Genomic DNA, 23,907 nt, shown 5'->3' with positions numbered 1-23,907 from the left:
TGTAGCGGGGTGCTGCCGGGTGCGGGACGGGTTCGCGCGGCCCGTCCCGCGAACAAGTGCCCACGCCGTGTGTAGTGACATCGGCGCGCTCTGGCCTGGTGTCGGCGGCGCCATCGTGACCAGCTCACCGAGTGGTCGCCCCGTGCAGCATGTCGGTGGGCAACTGCCAGCAGACGGCGAATCTCGGCTGGTGTGAGGTCCACGACGTCGGGTGTGTCCCGCTCGCGTCCCCCCTTTTCCCGCGCGTGGGCGGCGGTGACGGCCAGGAACCCGTGGGCGAACACGGCAAGGGGGATGCGGCGGCGCCAGCCGGTGTAGCGGCGGACTTCGTACTGCAGGAGGGTGTGCGCGGCGACATGGGTCTACGACACCTACCCCGACGAGAAGCCGGGGATAAGGTTCGACTATCAGGGACCCGCCACCGCCAAGCCATGCAAGATCTACCTGGTGGTCTTCCCTCTGAAGGACGGCACGAAGGGGTTCCTCCCCCACGACCGGGCTGGCGTGGACTACATACGCTCGGCCGGCCAGCAGGACTGAACCAAGCCATCACCCCGCACCAGAAAGCCGACCGCGACCGGCCCGACCAAACACAGCTCACCGCACTCGCCGAACTCGACAGGGCGCGCTAGGACCGGGAGGCCGGTGCGCTCCTCGCGCTGGCATCTGCGGGGTCGGCCAGCCCGTCCCCGTCTTCAAGGTCGAGAAGCCGTGCCCGACCCCGACCGCCGAAACTCAGGCCGACACCCGTTCGTTCTGGGCTACGAGGGTCTCGGCTCCCGAGCAGCAGGCGTCGGGCTGAAGCCGGAGCCGAACGACATGGCTCTCTGCACCAGCTCGGAACAGACCGTGTAGATGTCCTTCAACGCCAACCGGCGGGTGCGGCCGCCGACGGCTGGTCGGCGGCTGGATGACTACGGGGCCTCGCCCGTTTCCTGCCCGCTTGCTGCGCAGCCGTCACTCCCGGCAGCCGTACACTGCGGCCACCTCCGCCAGCCCCTCCAGGCCGCCGTCCGCGCCACATCCCTCGCCCACGCGGGCGAGCAGGAGCACCCGGGCCGGCACGCCTGCGGCCGCGTATGCGGCGAGCCGGTGATGACCGTCCAGGATCGCGCCGACCAGCCAGCGCTCCTCGTGCAGGGCCTCCACGTACCGGTCGTCGATCCAGCCGAGGACCACCGCGGCGGGCCGCTCCCCCGCCGCAACTGCGGCCGCGTGCCGGGCGACGGTCGCTGGGTCGAGCGCTTCCGGCGGCTGCGAGGGCAGGAGGGCGCCGTACGTGAACGGCACCCGGCCTCCCGGAACGGGCGCGGTGAGCTGGAAGTGCGCGACGCCGGGCCAGTAGTCCTCGGGACGGTCGTACTCGGGGCGTTCGCCGTCGTCGCCGTCCGCCTCCGCCCGGGCTGCCGCACGGCGGTACCACCACGACCGGGTCGGCTCGGCCACCTGCTCCAGGGGTAGGTCCAGGAGGAGGGCGCGGTAATGACCGGTCTCCAACTCGCCCAGTACGGGGCTCCATTCGGAGAGCAGCTCGGTGTCGAGCCGATCCAGGTCAGCCAGCCGCCCGCGCATGCGGGCCGCGATCCGGGCCGCCTCGTCGTCCGGCCAGTCCAGCAAGGTCAGGCCCAGCTCGCACGTGTCGCACAACGAGCCGACCCGGTACAGCGGTTTCCGGTCGAACGTCAGGCACCGGTCCCAGCGGGGCCAGGAGGAGCCGGGCGACGGCGGGTCGAAGTTGACCCGGATCCGGCCCGCGCCCTCGTCGACAGAGAACCGGGCCCGTGCGCATGACTCGACGACGAGGTCCCGCACCACTGCGGACGCGCGCTCGGTGCGGCCGTCGGCCCAGGCGGCGCGCACGGCCGCCGCGTACGCCGCGCCGGTTGCCCGCTCCGGCAGAAGCGGGTCGCGGCCGGTGAGCCGTACGAGTGCGTGGTGGACGTCGTACACACGTTCCTCGCCGCACTCGGCCAGCCATCGAAGCAGGGGCGGTACTGCGGCGGGATCGCCCATCAGCTCCAGGGCGACGGTGAACGCGGTGTGGTCGAGTCCGGTCACCTCGGACAGCCTCCCGGCGATCGGCGCCGTCCACGCGCGGGCACCCTGGCGGCCCAGCGCGAGCGCGGCACGGCCGCGCGGGGCGGCGGGGTCCTTTAGGAGGGCGCCGAGGAGCGGCGCGAAGGACGGGTCGCCCGAGAGCCCCATGGCGTCGACGAGCTCGGGGGCGGGCGAGCCGCCGGTGCCGGCATTGCCCCCACTGGATCCAGGGGCGTCCTGCGCGTAGGTGCGCAGGAGCCCGGCGGGCAGTCGCAGCCCGCGCACCACAGCGGTCCTCAGGAGGTCCTGGCGGTCGTCGCCGGCGAGCCCGGGCGTGGCCAACAACCGCAGCAGGACCACGTCGCCCGGCTCGCCGAGGCTTCGCAGGAGCCAGGTGAGGTAGGGGCGGAAGGCCGTGTGGTCCGTGTCCGATCGGTACAGCTCCTCGACGGCCCCGGCGAGAGGGCCGGGCCGGTCGGTGTTCTGCGAGTGCAGTGCGTACAGCGCGGTCCAGGGGTCGTCGGCGCACAGAGCGGCGCGGAGACGTACCCGGACGGTGTCGTGATCCCCCATACGTGAAGTATCGGCCACGAACGGGGGCAGCGGACGCGGCAGGGGAAGCCGCGCCTGGGCACGGGCTCGATGCACATGCCGCGGTTTTCCGAGACGTCGGTCTGCGTTGGATTCGAAGACGGGGCTCCGGGTGGAACGGCACACCGCTCGGTGCAGATCCCCGACCGGGCCGGCCTCCGGGCGCGGCGAACCTCGCGTAGGGTCGCCGGATCCTTACCGAACAGGGGAGTTGGAGATGGGGCACACATTACGACGGGGCGCCAGCACGGCACTGGCGGCGGTGGCGGCAGCCGCGGTGCTGGTGGGCTGCTCGGAGGAACCCCGGGAGCAGGTCATGCCCGGTCCGACGTCCACGGCCACGGCGGCTCCCCAGGAGGCCCTGGCCCTGGCCGAGCGCTACCGGGCGGCCGGCGGGGACCCGGACGTGTACGGGATCCAGGTCGAGGACGGACCGGAAGGCGTGCCCCGGGTGGTCATCCGGACCCGCAACACGGATCAGGCGGACGCAATCTTCCGTCGGCAGAACACCTCGGTCACCACCCACCTGACGACGAAGGAGGGGGCGTCCTTCAAGAACGGCTACCTCATCGACATCTTCGGCCCCGACGGCCGGCTCATCCACCGCATGGACGCCCGCCCCTAGCTTGATCTCCAACCTGTTGAGCGGGGTCGCGGCGGGATCGCTCCCGGAGCGGGAGCGGGCCGCTGTCGGGAAGACCCAGAGCCGGGCCGCGTCCGGCACTCCCGGCCAGGGAGGTCGGCGCCGCCGTCGCCGTCGCCGTCGAGGACGATCCGCTAAACGCGGCCGCACCCCCAGGCCCTCGGACGGGCCTCTCCCCCGTGTCCCGAGCCAGCGGCCGCGAGGGCGGGAGCGGAGCGGGTCCGGGCCGCCGTCGGGAAGACCCCGGGCCGGGAGGCGACCAGCACACCAAGCGGGGTGGTCGGCGAGGTGAGGGCCGCGGCCCACGAGGCGGCCGACCAGGACCGTGCCGGTGGCGTACTGCCCCGGAACAGGACGGCCCCAGCGGGCGGAGCGCCCGGGAGTGATCTTGGAGCTTTGTCAGTAGGGGCTGCCAGCATCGCGGCCATGATGCGATTCGATTGGCGTCCTTTCCTCGAGCGGTGGAGCGTGGAGTGGGCGGACGCCTACGACCCGGAACGGGACGGACATCGGGGCGGAGAGGAGTGCGCTGCGGCCCGATGGCTGGGCCGTCAGGCGGCGGACACAGCCGGGATCGCCGCAGCCGAGACCCGCCTCGGCGTCGCGCTTCCCCCGTCCCTGCGTTCCTTCCTCGCGGTCACCGACGGCTGGCACAACGCGGGCACCTTCGTCTGGCGGCTCGCCGGCTGCGCAGACCTCGAATGGTGCGGCGATCCGCACGGCATGCGGGAAATTTGGCTGGACGGTACTGGAGACGACGCCGACGAGGACCTTGTCCGTATGGCAGGCACATGGTCGCGCTCCCCTCAACTGGCCGTCGAGTCCGACATGGTGGACGTTCTCCTGGATCCCGGGGACGTGGACGCACGGGGAGAGTGGGCCGTATACACCTGGGCTCCCTGGCGGGCGAGCCCCCCGGAACGTCACCCGTCCTTCCGTCACTTCATGGAGGACATGTACCGGCAGTTCCACGCCATGGCCTCGGACCGGCCCGGCTTCTCGAACGACACCACCCGGCTCCTGGACGAGCGGGCGAGGGGGCGCGGCTTGCTGCCCTGCGCGGTGAGTACGAGGCGGCACGGGAAGCCCTCTGCGACGCCGTCGCATTCGGTCGGCCGAGGGCATCCCGGCTCCGGGACCGAATCGACGCTCTGTGCGGCACGGCCACGGGAGCCGAGGCAGGGAGCTCGCTCGCCGACCCGTACATCGCCCACGAAGCGGTGCCGCTGTCCTGCCGGGCGCAGCCGCCGTACGGCATGCACCGGGAGGAGTCGCTGACGCAGCAGTACGCCGAGGCGGACCGGCCCGCGGTGGCCGAGACCCTGCGGGCCATCGAGGGGGGGACGTTCTGGTACCGGGCGGAAGGTGTTTTCGGGGCGGCCGTGCAGACGGCGCGCGCGTTGGCCCGGCGTGCGGAACCGGAGGCGGCCTGGCGGGCATTGGCGGCTTCGGTGCACGCCTGGACCCCTGGCTCCGCCGACCACATCGCCCCGGTCGGCCTGCTCGCGGACCCGTACCTGGGGCCGGTCCTCACCCCGGAGCGCGGCCGTCTCCTGCTGTCCACCCCTCGCGGCCCGGGCGCCACCGGGCCTGCCCCGCAACCCCTCGGGGCCGCCCCCGCGGACGGTTTGGGCTGGCTCGCGGACGAGTCCCGTCACGGTTTCAGAATCGTGCTGATCGCCGATGTGGAACTTTCGGAGGTCCCCCGGCTCCTGGGTGTCGACGACACGACGGCCGTCCAGCCGGCCCTGACGGTGGGCGAGGCATGGCAGGCGCAACCGGGTGGAGAGCCCTGGGAGGCCCGGACGGTCGTCCGGTTCGGCGCGGCAGGTGAGGGCTGGGTCTTCGCCCATTGCAGCCGGGGCACGGACGCCACCCAAGAACGCTTCCATTCACCCGCGGCACAAGCCTCCCGCGGGACACGGGCCGTGACCGTGACGTACGAAGCGGCAGGGCGGTAGCCGTGGCTTCCTGCCAGTAGGTGTCGGCGCTCAGGCGGTCCGTAGTCTGGCCGGGTTGCTGTATGCGGGCGGCGAGCAGCGGCCGCTGACGCGAGCCGATCAACCGGCCCGCTTCCCGTTTCCGGCAGAACTTTCCCGACCATCGCCACCATCTACGAGTACGCGGCCCGCTGCAACCTCAACTGCTTCAGGACACGGGACCGGTTACGCGGAACCGTCAGACCCTCGGTCAACGGGCTTGCTGTTGCTCACGGCACATCTATGGGCTCGTAGAGCACATCGGTTCTGAGAATTGTTTTCGCACCCTGAACGATCGGGGCCGAGTCGTGAAGCGTCCGATGCCAGAAGAGGAGCGCATCGCCCGGTTCGGGGCGGTGGGTGCTCAATATTTCCTCAGGCTCTGCGAGCCGGGGCCAGTCCGAGAAGTCGCGTTGCGCAAAGGGAAGATCGTTCTGCTTGTCGGCGATGAACCGCGTTTCTCCGCCCACTGCGTCATACGACAGGTAGACGACGACCGTCAGGAGAGTTCGCCTTCCGTTGGGGGCAAAATAGGGCGAATCGTAGTGCGGGACAAGAAGTCCGCCGCGCTCGTACGTGATGAAGCGCATACGCGGATTGACGGCCGACGGCTTCCAGGGCCTTCCGTCTGAATCCGTTGGGTCGCCCGATCCGACTTCAAACGGCAGAAACGTCCGCAGCCTGCGGTAGAACTCTGCTGCCAAGGCTTTGGAGTCAGTCGTGGCACGGAGATGGGCGACCGGATCTCCCTCTGCATAGTTGGCGGCAACGCCGTCTCGGCCCACCGGCGCAAAGCGCTGGGCAGCCAGTTCGGTGGCGAATACCTCCACTTCAGCCGGAGTGAGAAAATGCCGAATCACCCTTGCACCGACGTGTGGGATCTCCGACTCGATCGGGGTCCATGAGGCATCGGCAGATATTCGGCTCAGCGCTCCTTCGGAGAGCTCAAAGGGGTTTACCGGAAGTACAAGCATGCTCACTTCTCCGTCTTGAGGGCATCGTCGATACCGCCGCGGCCGTGGCCCGACCGCCGGAACAGCCGCGGGCAGCGCATTGAGGTGAATGGCGGGACTGTCGGCCACGCACTTGCACACGTTGAACCCGTGGCGGGGCTGGAGACCTCTGGAGGCAACACCTGCAGGGAGCGGGGACCGCGAGCGGTTATCGTCACGATGACGATATTAGGCCGGGGCGAACCCCCAAAGCAAGCAGGACATACCCAACGCGGCGGAAGGTGGGGAGGCGCAGCGGTGGGAATCTTCAACAGACGCAGACGTCAGCGAGAGGCAGCGCAAGATGCCGAATGGAGTGCCCGCTTTGACGCCATGATCGCGCATGCAGAAGCCGGCCGACACTTCATCGCGCCCGCTACAGCCCACCAGATGTTCGCCAGCCCTGCCCAGATCCAGGGGTTTGCCGAGTACTTCGACGGTGTCTTGTCCTTCAAGCCGCAGGGAGCCCTGAGCAGTGCCGAGGCATGGAAGTGCCAGGCTTCCCAGATTGTTGCCGTCCGAGACGGTGACTCGCCTGGCGAGATCATGGTCGCGTTCCATCCTGGATCGCCGTTCCTGGCGATTGTCGTGATGCCGGACCGACACGAGGACAAATGGCGGGCACTCTCGCCGGCCGACGGACAGTCCCCCACGAGCTGAATATCTGAACACTTCACCGCCGCTGCCACAGCGGCTGGAGGGTGCCGTCGGTGTGGACCAGGCGGAGGGCGACGGCGGCAGCGAGGCCGGAAGAAGCCACGGCCACAACCGCAACCTGGTGGCCCACGGCCTGACCGGGGTGAGCTTCGCGGACAGTCGTTGACCCGCAAGAGCTGACCCACGCCGGGGGCGGGGGCCTGGGGTCGTGGCCGCGGCGGAATGTGTGATCAACTGCTGCAAGGCGTACGGCTTCCGCCGTTGCGGCCGCCGGGAAGCAGCGGCGGAGGGTGCACGTCGCCCATCCGTCGACGTCTGCCGCGAATCGAGAAGCCCACATGAGCACGTCCCAGGTTCTTTGGCTCTTTGCGCTGATCTTCATCCCGGCCGGAGCCGTCATCGGCGCGGCGGCGTACCGCAAGGTCTGGCAGGTGCGCGCTCTGGTCCGGCGGGGGGCTCGGGCCCACGGCGTGGTGGTCCGCCTCGCGGCGACGAAGCTGGAGGGGCCGGGTGAGGGCGGCACCATCACCTTCCGAAGCTCCGGCACGACCGTGTACCACCCGGTCATCACCTGGACCACCGCCGATGGCCGGGCGATGGAAACCAGGACGGACATAGCCCGCTCCCGGGACAGGACCCTGGCCGTCGGTACCCGGGTCGAGGTCCGCTACGACGCCGCGAAGCCCACCCGTTGGACGCTCCCGGCCGAGAGCAGCCTCCTGTGGTGGCTCTTCGTCGGGATCGGCGCCCTCTTCGTCGTGATCGGATCGGGTTTCCTCGTCGGAGCACTACGCACATCCGGGCTCTGAAGCCCAGCCCCAACCCGCTCCCATGCAACCACAGGTTTCTCGCCCGACGCGTTCGCGCGGTGCGCCGGGCATTCCGCTTGGTGTGATTCTCGGGGCGGTCTGCATGGCGGGGCTCTGCCCGATCGGCTGCCCAGGTACCGGGCCCGATCTCTGGCCGGCTGATCGCCGTTCCGGCGCCGGGCGCGCGCAGTGGGCTCAGGGGTCGGTGACGCCGAGTTCTTGGGCAGCGGGGCAGATCGAGCAGGTTTCGACCTGGGGCTGGCGGGCGTCGAGTGCCTGCTCGCGGGTGGTGGGCCGCGTCCGACCTGAGGCGAGGCGGCAGTCGGCGGTATGGACGAGCATGCGCCCTCCTCTGCCGAGGTTTTCGGTGCCGGCCGCGCCGGTTCAGCCCGTCGGCGCGTCCACGTCCTCGCAACTGCTGTTCACGGCGTCCTCGGGCGGACTGGCGATCGCCTCCTGCCAGTGCTCCCGTTCACCCGCGACACCCCGCTGGGCCGGCTCGGCGTACCAGGCCCAGGCCTCGGTGCCCGCAGTTCCGGCCGTCGATCCGGACTGGACCGCGATGACGTACTGGCGGCCGGGCTCCAGCACCGCGTAGCGGTCCGGGTCCTCCGTGGCGTACCGGCCCGGAGTCCCGCCGTTCTTCACCCCCTGGGTGACGTCCAGGACGGCGCCGAACTCGCCTTGAGGGGTTCCAGGGTCTTCACGCGGGTCGTCAGGTAGGCGCTGCCGCCGTCTCCCCGGTAGCGGGTGTTCTCGACGGCCTCGACGACGGCCACAGCCTTGGACTGCGCCGCGACGACGTCGTCGCGGCGCAGGTCGGGGCCGCACACCGCGTGCGTGGTCCCGGTCTCCTGAGTGGCGGCGGTGAACCAGGCCGCGCCCACTGCGGCAACGGCGGCGAGGCAGCCGCCGACCCAGATCTTCACGCTCATGATCAGCCCCACGGCTTCTTCAGATTGGCCTTGTCAACGTCGGTCGGGGCGTCGGGGTACTGGGCGACGTCCGGCCACATCACCGAGGACACGGCGTTCTTGCCGCGGCCCGACTTGTGGCACAGCCCGAGCGCGTGGGCCGCGACCATCCGGCGGGTGGCGGGATCGTAGGTGTCCATGCGCGCCTTGTTGAACCGGATCAGGTCCGTCGCCGCAGGACCGGCACGGCGGGACCACACCCCCGCCGCAGCGATCCGTGTGTCGGAGAAGTCCTCGTAGTTCAGGTCGTTGACGGTCGTCGCCGCATCCGGCACGATCCTCATCCTCGCCCCCCGGTACGACCAGGCCCTGTTCGCGTGGGCGTACTCGGCCTTGTACTTGGTGCTCGCGGTCCACCGGATCTCGCCCTCGTCGACCGAGCTGTCACCGCGCGTCTCGGTGGCGTCGCTCCCCGACTTCGCGATGCACGGCGCCGGCACAGCGGCGCGCGCCGGGACCGGAGCGAAGAGCAGCACGGCGGCGAAGGCCGCCGGGCCTGCTAAGACGTCATCTCATTTGGCGATTCTGCGGTAGCAGATGAGGGTGCAGGCGATGCTGGTGAAGGCGAGGAAGTGTTCGGCTTTGCGTTCGTAGCGGCGGTGGAGGCGGCGGCAGCCGGCGAGCCAGGCCATGGTCCGTTCTATGGTCCAGCGGTGGAGGCTCAGCCGTTGCGAGGACTCGATTCATCTGCGGGCGATGCGGTGCTTGATGCCGCGCTGACGTAACCATGTCCGCAGGTGGGCGTAGTCGTAACCCTTGTCCGCGTGGAGCTTGGCGGGCTTGCGCCGTCGGCGGCCGCGGCGGGAGCGGATGGGCGGGATGCCACGCACGAGGGGTTCGAGTGCCTGGCTGTCGTGCAGGTTCGCCCCGGAGATTCCGACGGACAGGGGCAGACCCGTCCGCTCGGTGATCAAGTGGATCTTCGAGCCGAACTTGCCCCGGTCGACAGGATTCGGACCTGTCAGGTCCCCCTTTTCAGGGCCCGCATGTTCACGGAGTCGATCGCGCAGCGTGACCAGTCCAGCTCGCCCCGGGCGCCGAGCTCGTCCAGGGCCAGGCGGTGGAGCTTGGCCCACACCCTGGCCTTCGTCCACTCGGAGAAGCGTCGGTGGGCTGTCGCTACCGACGGCCCGAACGACGCCGCGGGCAGCTGCTGCCAGGTACAACCCGAGGTGGCAACGAAGACGATCGCGGCCAGTACTTCACGGTCACCATGCCGGCGTCGGCCACCGCCTTGAGGCCGCGATGGCGCCTCCGGCACCACCCGTTGGAACAGCTCCCACAACTCATCCGGCACCAGCCGCTCAAACAATCCCCGCCACGATCGACAGCCTACCCAACCATCCAAATGAGATGGCTTCTAGAGGTTGCGCATCCCATCAACGGTAGGACAGCCCCCGACGGGGACGATCGTTTCAGCACGGCCTCCCCCACCCGAACCTGCGCGCGTACACGTACGCGCGCGAGTGCGTCCTCGCCGCTGCCTGGGCGGTGCGGGCCACCCGGTGCGGCGGAGTACAGTTCCGCGCGCGGTGGCGCTGACGCCGGGGAGGACGGTGACCTCGGCAGCGTCGGCAACCCGCACCGCCGAAATGCCACTGCACCCGCAGGACCCACCAGCGGCCTGCCGGCGGGCCGCCGTGGCAGGCCCCTCCCCGAACCCGGAATGTCCACGGCCGCGACCGTGCGCGCCAGCCCGGCAAACGGGATCGCGAACCTGAAGGTTCGTCCCAGGGCATGACCAGCGAGGCCGTGCCCCCTTCGGTCCAGGCGACGCGGCAGGTGCCGTTGTCGGCGTGGGCCGCCGGCCGTGCATCGATGCGTCACGCCGTTGTCGGTCCGCTCGGGCATGATCGGCTCCGATCAGATCCGGCGGGTGGGAGTGATGTGGCATGGGCGGTTGGCGGACCGATCCGATGTTCGCGATGTGTCGGGCGTTGACGGACGGGGCGGACCTGTCCTCGTTCGCGGGCGGGCCGTTCGATGTGCGGGCGGTGATGGCCGGCATCCGGCCCGGGGCCAAGGACGGATTCCTGCTCGACGAAGTCCCCTGGGAGCACTTCCCCCAGGGAGATCGTGTCAGGGAGGCCGTTCACCTGCTGCACACCGGCAACTCGCCCGTGCACACCGGAGCTGGCGTGGTGGGCGGTATGTGCGCCGACGACATGAGGGCCGCAGCCGTACTCGCCGTGCCGTTCCTGATCCGGATCGCCGCTGACACCCGCCACCCGTACCGTGCCCACGCGCTCGCCGAGGTCTCCGGACCGGCCCGCGCCCGCCACTTCGGTATCGCCTCCCGCGAGGAACTGCTGCTCCACCGCGCTGGCACCCGGCACGACGACTACGACGAGTACGGCGTCGAGGTGACCGGCTACCCGGCGGGCTGGTCGGTCGCCGCCGCCCGGGCCGCGATCACCGCCGACACCGCCTTCCTGCAAACCCTCCTCCACGATCCCGACCCCGCAATCCGTATCGACGCCACCTACGCACTGGCCACCGCCACCGCCACCGCCACCGACTCCGAGCACGCGGTCCGCGCGTCCTTCCGTACCCGGCTCGCCGCCGAGCCGGACCCGATCGTCCGAGCCGCCCTGGTCCTCGCCACCGCCGAAGCCACCCGCACCCACCCCCACCCGCCGACCACCGCATGGATACGAGAGCGGTGGGAGGACCGGACACCGGCGCCCGAGGTCCGCCTCGCCGCCGCGATCGGCTGGCTCTGCCTAACCGACGAACCCGCCCCCGAAGGCCTGCGTACCACCGTCGACGACCTCGCCACCGAAGAGCGCGCCCACGCCATGGAAGCCCTGCCCTGGATGGCCGCCGCCGGCGGATCCCGCGAGACGGGACTGCGGCGCTGCGTCCGAAAGATGCTCCGCCCCGAACAGCCCGACCCTGCGGATTGCGACGACCCCTGGTGCCCGCACCACTGATGGCGAGCGCGTCGACGGCACGCCCGTCTGCCACAACGGCTGGTGCCGATCAGGTCGGTGGCCGCCGGGCCGGGGCGGCGGGACCACACACCGGCCACGGCGCTGCGGCGGTCGGAGAAGTCCTCATAGTCAGCGCGGTGAGCCCAGCACCCGACCGGCGTGCGTACGCGCACGTGTGCATTTCTGGCGGCGGGGCGGGTGCTGGCGGTGCGTTGCGTGTCACCCCGCGTCCGCTTCTCGACCGCGCTGTGCCCCGCCCGCAGCCCGCCGGAGGGTTCCGGCAGGCTGTCCCTCCGGTGGCCGGTTCAACGGACGACGCTGGGCAGGAAGGTGACTTCGGCGCGGAGGGCGGTGCCGGAGCTGCCGTTGCCCCGGATGGTGAACGACCACTGCTGTCCGGTGTCACTGGTGGGTGGCCTCGTGGTGGGGGTGGGTCTCGATCGCGGTGACCACCTTCGCGGTGAGGGGCCCGGGGTTCACCTCGCCGGCTGCTTCGGCGACCAGGGCCCGCGCGTAGTGGGGGTACCGAAGCAGAAGAAGGCCACCGCCAAGGCCTCCAAGGGCGGCTCAGGGGCCCTCGAAGGGGGCGCAGCGGCCCTGGCCCGGTACGCGACCCGTACGGGCTCCGTGACCGTCCCCAGGAGCCACGTCGAGGTTCTGGAGGACGGGAGCGAGGTCAAGCTCGGGATCTGGCTGACCAACACCAAGAGCAGGCGCGCCAAACTCGGTGCGGATCAGCTGAAAGTGCTGGCGGACCTGGGACTGGACTGGGCAACGTAAAGGGCCCACGCAGCGGGCAGCATCTCGGCATGGCGGACACTCGATCAGCCGGGCGCGCGCGGCGGCCGGGCCGCCCCGGCCGTACTGCCTCCCGCCGCCGGGGCCCGGGCCTGTCCCGCACACTCATACCGGCACAGGCCGGGTAGCCCGTCCCCGTACGACAGAACCGATACAGCGCCCCTGGGCAGCAGCCGTCGATCACCAGACCGTCAGGCGTCCTTCATATCACCAGTCGACGTGCGCCTCGATCCAGCGGTCCAGTCCCGCCGTGTCGCCCTCGGGCGGCAATTCGCGGGCCAGACTGAGGGGAGAAGCAGCGAGTTGCAGATGGGTGAGGTAGCCGTAGGGACCGTTGTCCGCGTGTGGCCCCACGATCACGGCCTGCGTGTCGGTGCGCCAGATCCGGTGAAGCATCGGCGGGCCCGTCACCACGGCCGCGTCGCTGGTGACCGTCCGCTCCGGAGCGGCGCCGAGATGGGCGGTGACGGCGTCCGCGGTCTGGTTGAGTATCTCGATGCACGCCTCCACTGTGGACGGGCGGCGGACCGTCCAGCCCGGGGCCCTGCCCCAGTCGTCCACTAGTTCGCCCAGCCAGGGCATGTTGTCGAGGTCGTCGTCGTGCGGGTCGACGGGATACAGCTGTCCGAACACCAGGAATCGCCGCGCTGTCGGGTCCCCGAAAGGGGTGTCGCCCTCGGTGCACAACAGATGCCCATAGCCCGTGCGGTAGGAGTCCGTCAGGCATTCGTGTTCCCAGCTCCAACCCCGAGCGCGCAGAACAGCATCGAGCGCGTCGAAGTCATCCGCAGCCGCCGGTTGCTGCGGCAGGGTGAGGAACTCTGCCACGGCGGACGGGATCACGGGGCAGTGGGCCAGTGCATGCACAGGGGTGGGCATGGGGGGCAGGTTAAGACATGTCTGTGGGCTTTTGGCAACGATCGCGAGGCGCCGCCCCACGGGGCGCCGACAGCGGCGTCCAGAACGTCCCACACGGTGTCCTCGGTGTGCTCGGGCAGAGCGTCGAGGACCTTCGCGGCCGGTGCGGAGAAGCGTGGCTTTGTTTGGAGACCACGCACCACGCGATGATCCGTACCGGCTGCCCACCACCACTGAGCTACGGCTCGCCAGGCCATTCGCCGAGGACATCCGCCGCCCCTGGGAGCGACCGGTGGAACCGAACAGACTGACCCCGGCCAGGGTCCGCCAGGTCTGCCTGCTCCTCCACCTGGTTGACGCACACGGCACGGATCTCCGTCAGCAGCCGGGGGTAGTGCTCGCCGTACGTATTCAGGGCATGCCACACCGCGTCCAGGGCTGCCTTCAGCGGGTCGGACTCGGCTGCCGCGAGCACGGCGGGCAGGGCGAAGTGCGGCTGTGAGATCAGGCGGGGACCGCGTGAGGTTCCTGGCGCGTGCACCGTCACCGTGGCATGCCACACGTTCTCGGCCGGTATCACCCTGTCGTCGTCGGCAGGCGCCGTCTGAAGGAGCGCCTCCAGTCCGCGGCCGAGGCTCCGCCGTTCCCGCCCCTCCCTCGGTTTCGGGGCCGGGATTCGTGTTCCCCAAGCCTCTTGGGGTGTCAGCGGACTGTATGGGGGCCGCTCGGGATGTACCGCCGCGAGCACCGACCGACTCGGGACCTGTGGATCGGAGCGCAGGGTCTCCCACATCCGGTCCGTGTCGTCGAATGGCGGAGGCAGCGGACGCCTTTCCACCAGCGCGGTGACCGCATGGCTGACCCACGCAACGGCGATGAGGCCTGCCGCCTCACAGGCCCGCCCCGCGGTCAACGATGCCACCGCGCGCTGCACCTCTGAACCCGCGGCATCAAGCGTGTGCGCCAGATCGCTGTCGAAACCGAGCAGACCGTGGGCGCTGACGCTTACGGCGCGCAGCGCCTCGCTCGGCAGCCGGCCGCCCCACTCCCACCGCTCGTGGTGCAGTCGCCGATCCTGGGCGGCCTGCTCCTCCGCCTGGCGGGCCACGCGTTCGGTCTCGGCGCGCTCCTCCGGTGTGGGCGGTGGCGGAAGTTCGCGCGCGTAGCTGTGCCAGTAGGCGGCCTGCTGAGACGTCTGGCGTACCACGCGGTCTGCGCGGGGCGGCACGATTCTACCGGCGGATCCACGGCTGAACCGCCTCTGAACAGGCGGGAATCCCTTCATTCGACCCGTACACCCTGCCTAGGGTTTGGCCTATGAAGATCGGAGTGAACGTCCCCAATTTCGGTCCGGGCACTGACCCCGGAGTGTTGCGAAGCTGGGCCCAGACCGTGGAGGACCTGGGCTTCGACCTGCTGATGATCTCGGATCACATAGCCATTACGCCGGATGTCGCTGAGCGCTACCCGGCACCCTTCTACGAGCCCTTCACCACCTTGTCCTGGCTGGCCGGCCTCACCACCCGTATCCGGCTCGGCACGACAGTCCTCATCGCTCCCTACCGGCACCCGCTTCTCACCGCTCGAATGGCGGCCAATCTGAATGAGCTGAGCGGCGGCCGGCTGGTCCTCGGCATGGGAGTGGGCTGGGCGCGGCAGGAGTTCAGCGCCCTCGGCATCCCGTTCTCACAGCGCGGACAGCTGACCGACAGCCACCTGCGGGACATCCGGGCCGCCTGGAAGGACACCGCCGGATCCCGGTGTGGGTCGGCGGCAACAGCGACGCGGGGCTGCGCCGGGCCGTACGACTCGCAGACGCATGGCATCCGCTGCGCCCCACCCTGCCGTGGCTGCGCGAAGCCGCAGGCAGGCTGCAGACGTACGCGGACGAGCAACACCTGCCTTTGCCCGCCCTGGCTCCCCGCATCGCCCTGCAACTCACCAAGGAACCGGTCGACGGAGCGGGACGGCTCGCCGGTGAGGGCACCATCGACCAGATCATGGACGACCTCGACCAACTGCGACTGCTGGGTGCCAAGTCCGTCGTCCTCGACACCTACCAGGGCGACCCCCACGCGACATGTCACCCGCAGGCGGCCTGGCATGCCCTCGCCACCGTGGCCGCGCACCTTCTCCCGCCCAACACCCCACCCCGCACCATGAGGGAGCAGTCATGACCACACCCGACGACCACACCCTCCTCCGCCAGGCCATCTCTCTCGCGGCCAAGGCACGCGCGAGCGGCAACCCGCCTTTTGGTTCTCTGCTGGCAGCACCGGACGGGACGATCCTGGCCGAGGAGCACAACACCACCCTCACCGACAACGACGTCACTGCACACCCGGAACTCAAATTGGCGAGGTGGGCCGCAAGAGAACTCGACGCTCAGGCGGCGGCAGGCACCACCATGTACACCAGCTGCCAGCCTTGCGGGATGTGCGAGGCCGTCATCCACTGGGCAGGACTGCGGCGAGTGGTGTTCGCCCTGTCCAACGAACAGCTCCTGGACATCAGGCCTGGCAGCAGCCGACCGCCCGTGCCACAGGACGGCCCCGCGCTGCTCGACGAGGTACGGGCCGCGGTCGAGCCCTACTACCGCTGACCGCCGGACCCAGGGCAGAGGCCGCACACCAGCGGAACGCACCTACCGGTCTGCTGTCGGCGGCCCGGGCGCGGCCGGTGTGTTTCGGTTGGCGCTGAGATTGATCATGGTCAGGGTGTGAGTGCCCTGACCCGATTCTCGTACTCGCGGCGGGCCTTGCGCTGGGCCGGAAGAGCGGGGACGCCCTGCCTGCCGTCGAGCGGCTGGGAGTCGTCCGCGAGGCTGGAGCGGGGCGGGTCGGCGTACCGGCAGCTCGTCGACGTCGGCCAGGCCACGATCGCCCGCGCGTTGGACACAGCGCGCCACGCCCTGCCGGAGGGGCCGGAGCGGACCGCGGTCCGGCACGCCCTGGACGATCTGATGGACCGGCACCTGCTGCCCGCTGACGCACCGGCGATCGCCGGTGCGTAGCTCGACACTGAGATCGAGGCGTAGTGGAGGGGCAACAGCCGCGCACCCGGACGGCACGGGCGACCGCCTCTACCGGGTCGGTGAGGCTCAGTAGACAACGGCGACCGGACTCTGAACTCCTCGGCAGATACCCCGGCCTAGCCGGACGGGGCCCAGGACTACTCGTCGATGTTCAGGCGGGCAATGTCTGCGGCGTACGCGGCGGTGCGGACCGCCGCGGTACCCGACACGAACAGGCCGGCACCTCCGATGGCGAAGGGGAGAGAGAGCAGCAGGCCGGCGGTGATCGGGCCCCAGTCGCGCGCGCCGTCGCAGGTGTCGCCCTCGTCCACGAGGTATGACTCGCGGAGGTATCCGGTCTCGTGGAAGGCGCGGGACTTGCACTCGACAGCACCGCGGTGGCCGTCGACGCTGAAGGGGAACACGAGCAAGTACCCCAGCCACAGCCAGATGAGTACGGCCACGGCCATCAGACCACGGCCCCAGCCCTGTTCGCGCAGCCCCCGCACCCGGAACTCCGTGTCGTACACCTGGGCCGATGAGTTCATAGGGGTGACGTTCATACGGGTGAATCTAACCGAACCCTTCGCACGTCGCGCCGGGCGGGCCGCTTCCGCTGGGACTCGTAGTCGATCTCCACCGTGCCGATCGGGGAGAGGAACCCGAGCCGCACCGCGGCGTCGAAGTCGACCCGGCGGTCGCCGACAGCACCTGAGTCTGCTTGAGGCATTCCCGTTGACGAGGACTCGGGGCCGGTAAGAGCCCGCAGCCGAGCAGGGCCGCGCAGAACTGGGCCTACGAGTACACCTGCCACCAGCGGTCCCGCGTCGAAGTGGAGCTCCGGCGGGGGGTACGGCGCGGGGGTGTGCGGCGCCCATGGGACCTCCCAGTCCGACCACTGCACGATCTCCCCAAACCGCTGCACGACCACGGTCAGGAAGCCGCAGCACCCGCCGGTGCACTCGGGTTCCCCCAGCTCCAGGCGTCGGGCCTCTCCGGTGGCCCGGAGAGGGCTGGGCCGCCCCGCCGGCAGCACATCGGCGGCGTACGGGCCGCGGCCGCCCTCGTCGACTGCCTCTTCGACGATGTCCTCGCCGTTGACCCACAACCGCACCTGAGCCGCCAACCGGGGTCCCGGCGGCAACACCCTGATCTCCAAGCGATCGAACATCAGACCACCCTACGGGGCGCGCTGACGCCGGCGCGCAGCCCAGTCGAGGCCTACCTCTACCCGGCCTACGGAAGGGTCCAGGAGGTGCCTCCCGTTCTCGGGTTCGGGGCGGCGTCGGCCTCGCCGTCGCCCGGCTAGTCGGCGGCCGAGGAAACCCCATGCCTGCCCCATCTTCTCCCGCCTCTCGTACGACCGGCCCGGTGATTCCGGGCGCTGTCGCCATCCTCACCTCTGACATCGGTGTGAGGGGCAACAGGCTGAGATGCAGATCACAGCATCAGGCCGACTGCGCCACCGGTTCCGGGGCCGTGGGCAGCTCCGCCCGGTGTCGGCTGTTGGCCGTGATCAGCACGTCGAGTGCATCTCGGGTTTCCATCAGGTGCGCGATGTCGGCGTCGATCCGGTCGCGCTCGCGCATCATCGCCGTGAACGTCTCCTCGGCGACGCCCAGGTCACCCGGGACGTCCACACACGGCAGCACAGTCGCGATCACCCTGCTGGACATACCCGCGTCGAACAGCTGTCGGATGAGGGACACGCGCTGGACCGCAACATCGGAATAGTGACGCTGCCCCGCGTTGGAGCGTGAGCTGGTCAGCAGGCCCTGCTCTTCGTAGTACCGCAGTGAGCGCGGACTCACGCCCGTGCGCTTCGACAACTCGCCTATCCGCATCCCCGAGAGCCTACGCCCGCGTGCTCCAAGTGCAGGCCGCCGTCGGGTCATGGACGCTCGCGGACACGCCACGGCCGCAGGGTTGTCCTCCCGGTCCCACGACTGAGCACGCACTTTTCTCGGCACGCCGACACGGACGGCTGCGCGTCCTCGACAACGGCCCCGTCCGCCGTCGTGCGGTCCCACGTCTCGCATACACGCGCAGGTCGTCCTCGGTTGAGCTCCATATCGCCCTGGACGCGGACCACGCTGGTGTCCCACGGCCGGGGGCCGTCGTATCGCGGGGTGAGCAGGAACCGATCGCCGAGGACTCCAGGCGGCGGCCCGTTCTGGTGGAGACTTCATGGTGCCTGAGCTGCACGAAGGCGGTGTCGGCGACCTGGATGTCACGTCCGAAGCGGGTGGCGGCGCCGACGACGAGCTGCTGGGCGAGGGTTGGTCCAGCGTGCGGCGGAACCGCCACTTGACGTGCTCGGAGCATGTCCAGAAGCAACTGGCCCCACTCGGTGCGGGTGGAGACCGGCAGACGGTCGAGGTCGGGCAGGACCGTGAAGCGGTTGGCCTCCGTCAGCAGGCCGTCCAGGGGGCTGAATGCCACGCCCTCCAGCACCAGGCGGACCATTTGGTGGGCGCGGGTGCCGTCGTCTCCGGTCGGCGCTTGCGGAAGCAGGGGCGCAGCCGGCCCTCGTCGCGCACCGCCTGGACCTGCACGCTGTACTGGACGGGGAGGACGTTGCGCTTCTCGCAGTCGGCGAGGTAGGCGGCCACGTGCCCGGTGTCGGGGTGGGCTGTCCTTACTGGAGGGGCATGGGCGACCGGGCAGGGAGGAGTAGTTCCGTCACGAGGGTGCCGCGCAGGGGTGATGCAACCGCCGCCGGGCACCGCCATCGGCAGGTCTGCACCCGAGGCTGTGCAAGCACTTCGCGGCCCGCGCGGTACGCCGCGACCTACCGCGTCCGTCGGTCGCCCGCCTCGAAGCCGTACCAGCCGCCCTGGCAAATTCCTCCCCCACCGGAACGACCTACCGTCCCCTCCCGGGCCGGGGACCGGCGGCCTAAGCACACGCCTGAGTCGCCCTGGAGCCCGTCACGGGAATAGCGCAGGTCCGGAATACCGCCACTCCGCCAGAGGCACCGCACGGGTGCACGTGTTCCGCGGACGCCGCGTCGTCTCCGAGCGGCAGAACGGGGCCGGTCTCGGCGTCTTCTCAGATCTCACCGTGCACCCGCGAGCCGTCCTCGTGTCCCTGCTCCTGCTCGTCGCTCTGGTCGTCGGCGCGCTCGCCGTGCTGGGAACTTGGTGGTGATCCCCCGGCATGATCTCTGCGGGCCTCGGTGCTCCACCGAGGCCCGCAGACAGGCCTCGCCCACACACACGCCGCCGGCGGCGGCTCCAAGGACGTCGCGAGGTGAAGGCCATCACCCAGTGCGCTTGCTGATCGGCGCTCCGCTGCACGGTGGAGGGTTTCGTATGCCACACCGTGGCACCCAGGAGCCGCCGCGCCGAGCGCACCGCGCTTTACGTGCACGGCGGTGCTTACATCAGCGGCATCGCCCCCCAGCACTGGCAGTTGATCTCAAGGCTCACCGACGCGGGCGTGCGGGTGGAGGTACCGGCCTACGGGCTCGCTCCGCAGTCCAACCACCGGGAGGCGTATCCCTTCTTGATCACGCGCGGCGAGCGGGTGGTGCTGGTCTGGGACGGACTGTCCGCCCCCTGGAGCCGAGCCATGCGGGCCTGGGTCGCCGAACAGGACTGGCTCACCCTGGAACGATTACCCGCCTACGCTCCCGAGCTCAACCCGGTGGAACTGCTGTCGTCCTCGCTCAAGAAGCGTGAACTCGCCAACCTCGCCGGCGACCACCTCGCCGATGTCGCCGACGCCACCGAGCAAGGCATCCACCGCATCAACGCCAACCCCCGACTGCCACGGTCATTCCTCGCCCATACCGGCCTGACCATCCGCCCACCACACCCACCGAACTTACAAAAAGATCAGTAGACATCGTTTCTCATGGTGTGATCGTTCGTTGAACCATGCATGACGGATTCGGTTCAGCGCCTGGTCCCGGATGAGCTGTGGGTGTTGTTCCGGCGAGTGGTGCCGCCGACGGCGGTGATACGTGCGCAGGGTGGGGGCCGACGGCGTGCCGGTGACCGGGAAGCCCTGGCCGCCATCGTCTTCCTGGCGACCTCGGGCTGCACATGGCGACAGCTGCCGCCGGTGTTCGGCCCGAGCTGGCAGACGGCCTACCGGCGCTTCGCCCAGTGGAGCCGGGCCCGTGTCTGGCAAGGCTCCACCGCGTCATCCTCGACGAATTCGACGCCCGCGGCGCGCTCAACCGGTCGCGGTGCGCGATCGACTCCGTCAGCATGAGGGCCGCAAAAGGGGGTCGCTGACGGGACCGAATCCGACCGACCGCGCGGCAGGCTGGGACCGAAAATCCACCTGCTCACCGACCGGAACGGACTGCCTTTGTCTCTGGGTACATCCGGCGCCAACATGCACGACAGCCTCGGGCTTGAGCCGCCCGTGCGCGGGATCCCGCCCATCCGTTCTGACGAACAACGCCGTCACCTGCGCCAATTCCTTGCGCCAGCACCCGGTCGGCCGCCACCTACCCGCCCAGTCGGCCGCCCGATCCCGCCCCTCGCGAAAACTCCTACGCGCCTCCCCCACCCCGTGAACCACCCCCTGTCCTGAGTGCCCGGCAACGGCCCCCCGGTTGCGGCAGCCGGGAGGCCGCCGCAACCTCACCGAGGAAGACGAAGCGCATCGATGCTCGGGCGGCGGCGGCCCCGCGTCGGGGGCCTCGCTCACGATTCGCACGACATCACTGCCATCGATGCGCCTTCGCTTCGCGCTCGGCCACTGCGATCGCGTGAGAGCTATCTGTACCGGCGCTGTGCCGGTGGGCGGGATGTCACGATGGCGAGACTCTCCCTGAGCTGCGTCCGGTCGTCCTCGGTGGTGGTCGAGTGCCCGGCAGGGGGCCAGGCTGGAGGTCACGCGCCGAGCCGGCTCCGTTGGCCGAGTGCACCTGGGCACCCCGAGACTTCGCCCGGGCTATGCCCGAGGGGGTTCGGCATCGCCCAGGCGCAGTTGGGCGGAGTCGCGCTCACGAAGGGGCACGTGGTTACGGCCAGCCTTGCGTCACTTTGGCGGGCGCGGTGTTCCAGTTCTTGGGTATGAAGGTGATGATGTATGTTCCGCGGTCGAAGTCCGTGTATCCGGAGGACCAGTTGCGGAACTTGCTCTCGTACACCTGCATGGGGCCCATACCGCCTTCCGGGGAGTGGTAGTGGTTGGCGTGGGTCCATATGGTGTTCTCGACATTTACTTTCTTTTGGTCCCCGAACCAGCCGTAGTCGAAGTTGACATAGCTTTCGCCGGGGTTGGCGGGGCTGCGTGAGGTGTTCCTGTCGTTCGACATGTCGACAAGCCCTGTTTGCCGATCGGGGCGGAAGGCGTCGGGGTCGCCGTACTTCCTCTTGTCGGAGGGGCTCCAGGGGTCCTGCCCGCTCCAGAAGTGCTTCGAGTAGATGACCGCCTTCATCTTGGACGGGTCGGAGTTGCCGCCGTTCCTGTCCTTGAAGGACGGCGTGTTCCTCAGAGCGGAGTAGAAGTTCGAACGGCTGCCTTCTCGGGCGAGAGCATCGTTGTTCTTCGTGAGCTCTGCCTTGAGGTTGCTCAGATAGGCGCCCTCGTCGTGGGCGTTTTCCAGAGCCTTGTTCATGACGGATGCCACATCACGAGCCCGGTTGAACCCCTTGGTCTCGTCAAAGCTCTGCTTGGCGATACGTCCCTCGAACTCGGCCCGCGTCTCCCCCGGCCGGGGACTGGTGTGCTCAAGAGCGTCCTTGTGCTTGGCTTCGTCGAAGGACGCGAAGGCGAGTTTGTTCGTCGGGTAGGGGCCTGAGTTGACCCAGGTGACGCCGACACACCCGTAGGACAGCTGCTCTCGCTGTCGTTCGGTCATCTGCTGCGCTTGTCCGTCGCGGTGGCTGTAGGCCTGCTGCCACTTGCGTATGTAGTTGCTGATGCCGGTGGTGGCCCTGCCTCCATCGGCCCGGTACGCGTCGGGCATGCGATCCAGTGGCTCGGCCGGCGGAGTCACCCTGTCGCTGGCCGCGGCGGAGGCCCCGAGGGACTCCGTGGCGCTCGGCAGGGCTTCACCCGGGGTCTTGTCCGGCCGGCCCAGATTCAGAGCCTTCTCGTTCAGTGCGTTGATGAGCCCGATGTCATCCGTTGTCAGGCCGTTCTTTTCGGCATAGGAACCCTTCCCGTCGCCAGTGGTGCCGGCTGCCTGGCTGACGGACGGCGTGAGCCCCGCAGTGCACAACACGATGCTTGCTGTGGCGAGGGCAAGAAATCCCGATCGTTTGTACATGAAAGTCTGAACTCCCTTTACAGTGGTGCCATTTGACATGAAGGAAAATCGAAGCGTTTCCGCGTCGGCAGAAACGGGGCGCCGAAGCCAACAGGCTTTCGGCCCCTGTTTTTGTCTGGTTGCGCCCGGAAGCGGCAAGAAACCGGGGTACGGCCGGTGCCGGTGCCCGCGGAGGCCGCCTCGGACCCCCGATGCCGTGGGGACCAGAGCCCGGCATTCCCGGCCCGCTCGGGACGGCTCGGCCGTATCAGGCCACGGTGTCGGCGCCTTGTGCCGCCCCGGTGTTTTGAGCTCCGATTTCCATCTCTCGGCTGGGGGTCTACTGCTCCTATCTCGCTCCCGGATGGACAGTCGGGTCGGCGCGAGAAGTGATCATGTCTTGCTGTCGAGTCCCCGACAACACTGCGGCTCCAGAATCGGCCAGCTGTCCAACAGGGCTGTATTCGGTCATGCGGAGCGAGCCTGCCCTGAGCGGCATTTGCAGCGGCAGCATTCACCTGCCTCCTGCAGCACGGTCCACGGCCCGGCCAGTGCCGGATGCTTCGAAACTCCCGTGGAGTGGTCTGTGGCGGTGGTGCCGGCCCGAGGGGTGTCATCTGGCGGCGTCGATACGGGTGCTGGAGCTCCGGCCGACGCGTGCGTAGTTCCGACCCAATGCGCTGCCGCCTGCCCGGAGGACCGCAAGATCTTCGCCACGCTCCGCCGTGAACCCCGGCCGGCTCAGTGCCCGGCCCGGCTCCGTCGCGGGCCGTCGTCTTCGGCAAGACGGCTGGTAACGCCTCTTCATGCGGAGGTCTCGGCGACGTCGGCTGCCCAAGCTGCGCACGCCTTACGCGGACTCGCGAGGGGGCCGTGGGTACGTCGTCCCGTCCCTTCGTCGGACCGAGCAGACCGTCGAGTCACCCGGCCAGGGCGGATCCTGTCGCGCTCCCGAAGGGTGAGGGAGCTGCTGCCCGCCAGGCGTCGGCGATCGGTGACGAGCAGTGAAAGGTGTCCGACGACGCAACCGAACCAACCCGCCGTCGAGGGTGCGGCCTCAGGGCGGTGGGACGCAGGACACGCCTGATGAGACGCTGTTCGCCGCGATCATCTACGTCCTGGTCAGCGGCTGTGCCTGGCGGGCTCTGCCGCCCTGCTTCGGGATATCGAAGTCGACGGCCCACCGCCGGTTCCTGATCTGGTCGAGAGCCGGCGTGTGGGGCCGCCTGCACGAGGAAATCCTGCACCGGCTCGACGACGCCGGCCTCCTCGACCTGTCCCGAGCGGTCCTCGACTCCGCACACGTGAGGGCTAAAAAAGTGCCCCTATGGTTTTCGTCAAGCCGTGACCGTGGTGGGTGGCTGGTAGAAGGTGCCGTCGCGGAGCATGGCGAAGAGGACGTCTATGCG

23 protein-coding genes and 5 pseudogenes are annotated in these 23,907 nt (G+C 69.6%); 14 read left to right on the top strand and 14 right to left on the bottom strand.

Translation table 11 applies throughout. The annotated features are described in order from the left end of the window. The first annotated feature begins 342 nt into the window (after positions 1-342). Entirely contained in the window at positions 343-540 is a 198-nt protein-coding gene (locus AB0F82_RS37435) for a hypothetical protein (protein ID WP_362635993.1), read from the top strand. Between the two features lie 417 nt (positions 541-957). Here AB0F82_RS37435 and AB0F82_RS37430 read toward each other — a convergent pair whose 3' ends face one another. Continuing rightward, positions 958-2,610: a HEAT repeat domain-containing protein gene (locus AB0F82_RS37430; RefSeq protein ID WP_362635990.1), complete on the bottom strand. Its 1,653-nt coding sequence runs from the start codon at positions 2,608-2,610 to the stop codon at positions 958-960. 235 nt (positions 2,611-2,845) lie between these two features. Between AB0F82_RS37430 and AB0F82_RS37425 the strand changes: the two genes are divergently transcribed. Together AB0F82_RS37425 and AB0F82_RS37420 are read left to right on the top strand one after the other, a co-directional pair. Next, positions 2,846-3,253, top strand: coding sequence for a hypothetical protein (locus AB0F82_RS37425; protein WP_362635987.1), 408 nt, complete (start codon positions 2,846-2,848; stop codon positions 3,251-3,253). A 1,238-nt stretch (positions 3,254-4,491) separates the two neighbouring features. Beyond that, complete coding sequence (locus AB0F82_RS37420; protein WP_362635985.1) at positions 4,492-5,232, top strand: hypothetical protein; 741 nt, start codon at positions 4,492-4,494, stop codon at positions 5,230-5,232. Positions 5,233-5,480: 248 nt separating this feature from the next. Here the strand turns inward: AB0F82_RS37420 and AB0F82_RS37415 are convergent, their stop codons facing one another. Next, positions 5,481-6,224, bottom strand: a complete 744-nt coding sequence (locus tag AB0F82_RS37415; RefSeq protein ID WP_362635996.1) for a 2OG-Fe(II) oxygenase — start codon at positions 6,222-6,224, stop codon at positions 5,481-5,483. A gap of 276 nt (positions 6,225-6,500) precedes the next feature. Between AB0F82_RS37415 and AB0F82_RS37410 the strand changes: the two genes are divergently transcribed. Both AB0F82_RS37410 and AB0F82_RS37405 read left to right on the top strand, forming a co-directional pair. Then, positions 6,501-6,902, top strand: coding sequence for a hypothetical protein (locus tag AB0F82_RS37410; RefSeq protein ID WP_362635982.1), 402 nt, complete (start codon positions 6,501-6,503; stop codon positions 6,900-6,902). A 335-nt stretch (positions 6,903-7,237) separates the two neighbouring features. Beyond that, complete coding sequence (locus AB0F82_RS37405; RefSeq protein WP_362635979.1) at positions 7,238-7,708, top strand: DUF3592 domain-containing protein; 471 nt, start codon at positions 7,238-7,240, stop codon at positions 7,706-7,708. A 195-nt stretch (positions 7,709-7,903) separates the two neighbouring features. On the opposite strand, the pseudogene AB0F82_RS37400 reads toward AB0F82_RS37405, so the two are convergent. From AB0F82_RS37400 to AB0F82_RS37380, 5 genes and pseudogenes are all read right to left on the bottom strand, one after another. Beyond that, positions 7,904-8,056: pseudogene (locus tag AB0F82_RS37400) on the bottom strand (DUF6233 domain-containing protein); the annotation flags it as partial. A 36-nt stretch (positions 8,057-8,092) separates the two neighbouring features. Then, positions 8,093-8,356: a hypothetical protein gene (locus tag AB0F82_RS37395; RefSeq protein ID WP_362635976.1), complete on the bottom strand. Its 264-nt coding sequence runs from the start codon at positions 8,354-8,356 to the stop codon at positions 8,093-8,095. Next, positions 8,353-8,643 (bottom strand): hypothetical protein, encoded by a 291-nt coding sequence (locus tag AB0F82_RS37390; RefSeq protein WP_362635974.1) that lies wholly within the window; start codon positions 8,641-8,643, stop codon positions 8,353-8,355. Before AB0F82_RS37390 ends, AB0F82_RS37395 begins: the two co-directional genes overlap by 4 nt. A 2-nt stretch (positions 8,644-8,645) precedes the next feature. Then, positions 8,646-9,158, bottom strand: coding sequence for a hypothetical protein (locus AB0F82_RS37385; protein WP_362635972.1), 513 nt, complete (start codon positions 9,156-9,158; stop codon positions 8,646-8,648). Between the two features lie 36 nt (positions 9,159-9,194). Beyond that, positions 9,195-9,994 (bottom strand): annotated as a pseudogene (locus AB0F82_RS37380) (IS5 family transposase). A gap of 580 nt (positions 9,995-10,574) precedes the next feature. Between AB0F82_RS37380 and AB0F82_RS37375 the strand changes: the two are divergent. Then, the gene (locus tag AB0F82_RS37375; protein ID WP_362635970.1) at positions 10,575-11,615 is read left to right on the top strand and encodes a hypothetical protein; all 1,041 of its coding nucleotides are present in this window, start codon (positions 10,575-10,577) and stop codon (positions 11,613-11,615) included. A 516-nt stretch (positions 11,616-12,131) separates the two neighbouring features. Continuing rightward, positions 12,132-12,395 carry a helicase associated domain-containing protein gene (locus AB0F82_RS37370; protein WP_362635967.1) on the top strand — a complete coding sequence of 88 codons (264 nt, stop codon included), beginning with the start codon at positions 12,132-12,134 and terminating at the stop codon, positions 12,393-12,395. A gap of 225 nt (positions 12,396-12,620) precedes the next feature. Here the strand turns inward: AB0F82_RS37370 and AB0F82_RS37365 are convergent, their stop codons facing one another. After that, entirely contained in the window at positions 12,621-13,241 is a 621-nt protein-coding gene (locus AB0F82_RS37365; protein ID WP_362635964.1) for a hypothetical protein, read from the bottom strand. 268 nt (positions 13,242-13,509) lie between these two features. Beyond that, positions 13,510-14,478 (bottom strand): hypothetical protein, encoded by a 969-nt coding sequence (locus AB0F82_RS37360; RefSeq protein WP_362635999.1) that lies wholly within the window; start codon positions 14,476-14,478, stop codon positions 13,510-13,512. Positions 14,479-14,588: 110 nt separating this feature from the next. Between AB0F82_RS37360 and AB0F82_RS37355 the strand changes: the two are divergent. From AB0F82_RS37355 to AB0F82_RS37345, 3 genes and pseudogenes are all read left to right on the top strand, one after another. Beyond that, positions 14,589-15,448 (top strand): annotated as a pseudogene (locus AB0F82_RS37355) (LLM class flavin-dependent oxidoreductase). Next, positions 15,445-15,873, top strand: coding sequence for a nucleoside deaminase (locus AB0F82_RS37350; protein WP_362635961.1), 429 nt, complete (start codon positions 15,445-15,447; stop codon positions 15,871-15,873). The pseudogene AB0F82_RS37355 and the gene AB0F82_RS37350 overlap by 4 nt, the downstream one beginning before the upstream one ends. A 117-nt stretch (positions 15,874-15,990) precedes the next feature. Continuing rightward, positions 15,991-16,284, top strand: a complete 294-nt coding sequence (locus AB0F82_RS37345; RefSeq protein WP_362635959.1) for a hypothetical protein — start codon at positions 15,991-15,993, stop codon at positions 16,282-16,284. A gap of 158 nt (positions 16,285-16,442) precedes the next feature. On the opposite strand, the gene AB0F82_RS37340 is transcribed toward AB0F82_RS37345, so the two are convergent. The 4 genes from AB0F82_RS37340 to AB0F82_RS37325 all read right to left on the bottom strand — a co-directional run bounded on the left by AB0F82_RS37340 (position 16,443) and on the right by AB0F82_RS37325 (position 18,896). Next, a complete protein-coding gene (locus AB0F82_RS37340; RefSeq protein ID WP_351290515.1) occupies positions 16,443-16,847 on the bottom strand; it encodes a hypothetical protein in 405 nt (134 codons plus the stop codon). After that, a complete protein-coding gene (locus AB0F82_RS37335; RefSeq protein WP_362635956.1) occupies positions 16,844-17,455 on the bottom strand; it encodes a hypothetical protein in 612 nt (203 codons plus the stop codon). The genes AB0F82_RS37340 and AB0F82_RS37335 overlap by 4 nt, the downstream gene beginning before the upstream one ends. A 277-nt stretch (positions 17,456-17,732) precedes the next feature. Next, complete coding sequence (locus tag AB0F82_RS37330) at positions 17,733-18,128, bottom strand: MerR family transcriptional regulator (protein WP_362635953.1); 396 nt, start codon at positions 18,126-18,128, stop codon at positions 17,733-17,735. 567 nt (positions 18,129-18,695) lie between these two features. Next, positions 18,696-18,896 (bottom strand): hypothetical protein, encoded by a 201-nt coding sequence (locus AB0F82_RS37325; RefSeq protein ID WP_362635950.1) that lies wholly within the window; start codon positions 18,894-18,896, stop codon positions 18,696-18,698. A gap of 373 nt (positions 18,897-19,269) precedes the next feature. Between AB0F82_RS37325 and AB0F82_RS37320 the strand changes: the two genes are divergently transcribed. The 3 genes and pseudogenes from AB0F82_RS37320 to AB0F82_RS37310 all read left to right on the top strand — a co-directional run. Then, entirely contained in the window at positions 19,270-19,434 is a 165-nt protein-coding gene (locus AB0F82_RS37320) for a hypothetical protein (RefSeq protein ID WP_362635947.1), read from the top strand. 174 nt (positions 19,435-19,608) lie between these two features. Continuing rightward, entirely contained in the window at positions 19,609-20,130 is a 522-nt protein-coding gene (locus AB0F82_RS37315; RefSeq protein WP_362635945.1) for a transposase, read from the top strand. Between the two features lie 39 nt (positions 20,131-20,169). Further along, a pseudogene (locus tag AB0F82_RS37310) lies at positions 20,170-20,712 on the top strand (IS5 family transposase); the annotation flags it as partial. Between the two features lie 553 nt (positions 20,713-21,265). Here the strand turns inward: AB0F82_RS37310 and AB0F82_RS37305 are convergent. After that, positions 21,266-22,519: a protein-glutamine gamma-glutamyltransferase gene (locus AB0F82_RS37305; protein ID WP_362635942.1), complete on the bottom strand. Its 1,254-nt coding sequence runs from the start codon at positions 22,517-22,519 to the stop codon at positions 21,266-21,268. Between the two features lie 1,016 nt (positions 22,520-23,535). On the opposite strand from AB0F82_RS37305, the pseudogene AB0F82_RS37300 reads away from it, so the two are divergent. Further along, positions 23,536-23,817: pseudogene (locus AB0F82_RS37300) on the top strand (transposase); the annotation flags it as partial. Between the last annotated feature and the right edge of the window lie 90 nt (positions 23,818-23,907).

The organism is Streptomyces virginiae (genome assembly GCF_040638905.1).
GTDB lineage: Bacteria > Actinomycetota > Actinomycetes > Streptomycetales > Streptomycetaceae > Streptomyces > Streptomyces virginiae_B.
This window is presented reverse-complemented; position numbering and strand designations above follow the sequence as displayed.

Bases quoted from the DNA above. Each gene is read 5' to 3' on its own strand.
- AB0F82_RS37430 (WP_362635990.1), bottom strand. From the start codon at position 2,610: ATGGGGGATCACGACACCGTCCGGGTACGTCTCCGCGCCGCTCTGTGC.
- AB0F82_RS37425 (WP_362635987.1), top strand. From the start codon at position 2,846: ATGGGGCACACATTACGACGGGGCGCCAGCACGGCACTGGCGGCGGTG.
- AB0F82_RS37415 (WP_362635996.1), bottom strand. From the start codon at position 6,224: ATGCTTGTACTTCCGGTAAACCCCTTTGAGCTCTCCGAAGGAGCGCTG.
- AB0F82_RS37405 (WP_362635979.1), top strand. From the start codon at position 7,238: ATGAGCACGTCCCAGGTTCTTTGGCTCTTTGCGCTGATCTTCATCCCG.
- AB0F82_RS37390 (WP_362635974.1), bottom strand. From the start codon at position 8,643: ATGAGCGTGAAGATCTGGGTCGGCGGCTGCCTCGCCGCCGTTGCCGCA.
- AB0F82_RS37375 (WP_362635970.1), top strand. From the start codon at position 10,575: ATGGGCGGTTGGCGGACCGATCCGATGTTCGCGATGTGTCGGGCGTTG.
- AB0F82_RS37350 (WP_362635961.1), top strand. From the start codon at position 15,445: ATGACCACACCCGACGACCACACCCTCCTCCGCCAGGCCATCTCTCTC.
- AB0F82_RS37340 (WP_351290515.1), bottom strand. From the start codon at position 16,847: ATGAACGTCACCCCTATGAACTCATCGGCCCAGGTGTACGACACGGAG.
- AB0F82_RS37335 (WP_362635956.1), bottom strand. From the start codon at position 17,455: ATGTTCGATCGCTTGGAGATCAGGGTGTTGCCGCCGGGACCCCGGTTG.
- AB0F82_RS37330 (WP_362635953.1), bottom strand. From the start codon at position 18,128: ATGCGGATAGGCGAGTTGTCGAAGCGCACGGGCGTGAGTCCGCGCTCA.
- AB0F82_RS37305 (WP_362635942.1), bottom strand. From the start codon at position 22,519: ATGTACAAACGATCGGGATTTCTTGCCCTCGCCACAGCAAGCATCGTG.